Genomic DNA, 699 nt, shown 5'->3' with positions numbered 1-699 from the left:
AATCTGACATATAAAGTCCTTTCTCCTTCTTTGCCCTTCTGTTCTGTATTTTTTCGCATTAAGATTGTCTATAAATAACTAATTCTTTGCTTTCTTTTTGGCTTAGTTGTTGCACAAAGCCAATGTGCTAGCAATGCACTATCCATTAGACTAATATCCCTATCATCAAAAAGCGACTTGTAACCAAAACCACCGTTTGAACCGATATTGCGTTTTGCACAGTTTGTTGTTACAGCGGTTAGTGATGGTTGATTATTATGACTTAATGTTCCTTGAGCGATAGCTTGCTCCCACATTGCATTGGCTGTTATGACCTCTGCAACTGTTGGGAGAATTGGCGCTTTAAGCCTAAACTCTTTCATCTCAGCTTCAAGAATACGTTGACCGTTTGCTCCATCTACTACGACTTTTTCAACATCTGCATTTTTTAAGAAATTGATTATCCATTGCGAACCGTTTCTGATCGATACACAGTCAATAGTTTCAACAAAGACTTTTTCATCCTTAGTTCTAACTGCGATTGACATCGAAACATTATTTCCGTCTTGACCGTACTTAACAGCGACAAAAAGCTTACTGTTAAATTCTGGTATTTCTTCAATTTCAAGTGCTGCCCAATCTTTTTCGGAGATGTCTGATTTCATGTTGAATGTTGGCCAATAGCCTAGACGTTGGATATTGTGGTCAAGTCCATTTTCC

Annotated in this window: 1 protein-coding gene; it reads right to left on the bottom strand. The window is 37.9% G+C overall.

Translation table 11 applies throughout. The features are described from left to right. Positions 1-68: 68 nt before the first annotated feature. On the bottom strand, positions 69-699 hold a 631-nt coding region (locus Q5762_RS36895), incomplete at its 5' end, for a hypothetical protein (RefSeq protein ID WP_315896684.1).

The organism is Streptomyces sp. P9(2023) (genome assembly GCF_032436795.1).
Lineage (GTDB): Bacteria > Actinomycetota > Actinomycetes > Streptomycetales > Streptomycetaceae > Streptomyces.
The sequence above is the reverse complement of the archived record's forward strand: the minus strand, read 5'-3'. Positions and strand labels throughout refer to the sequence as shown.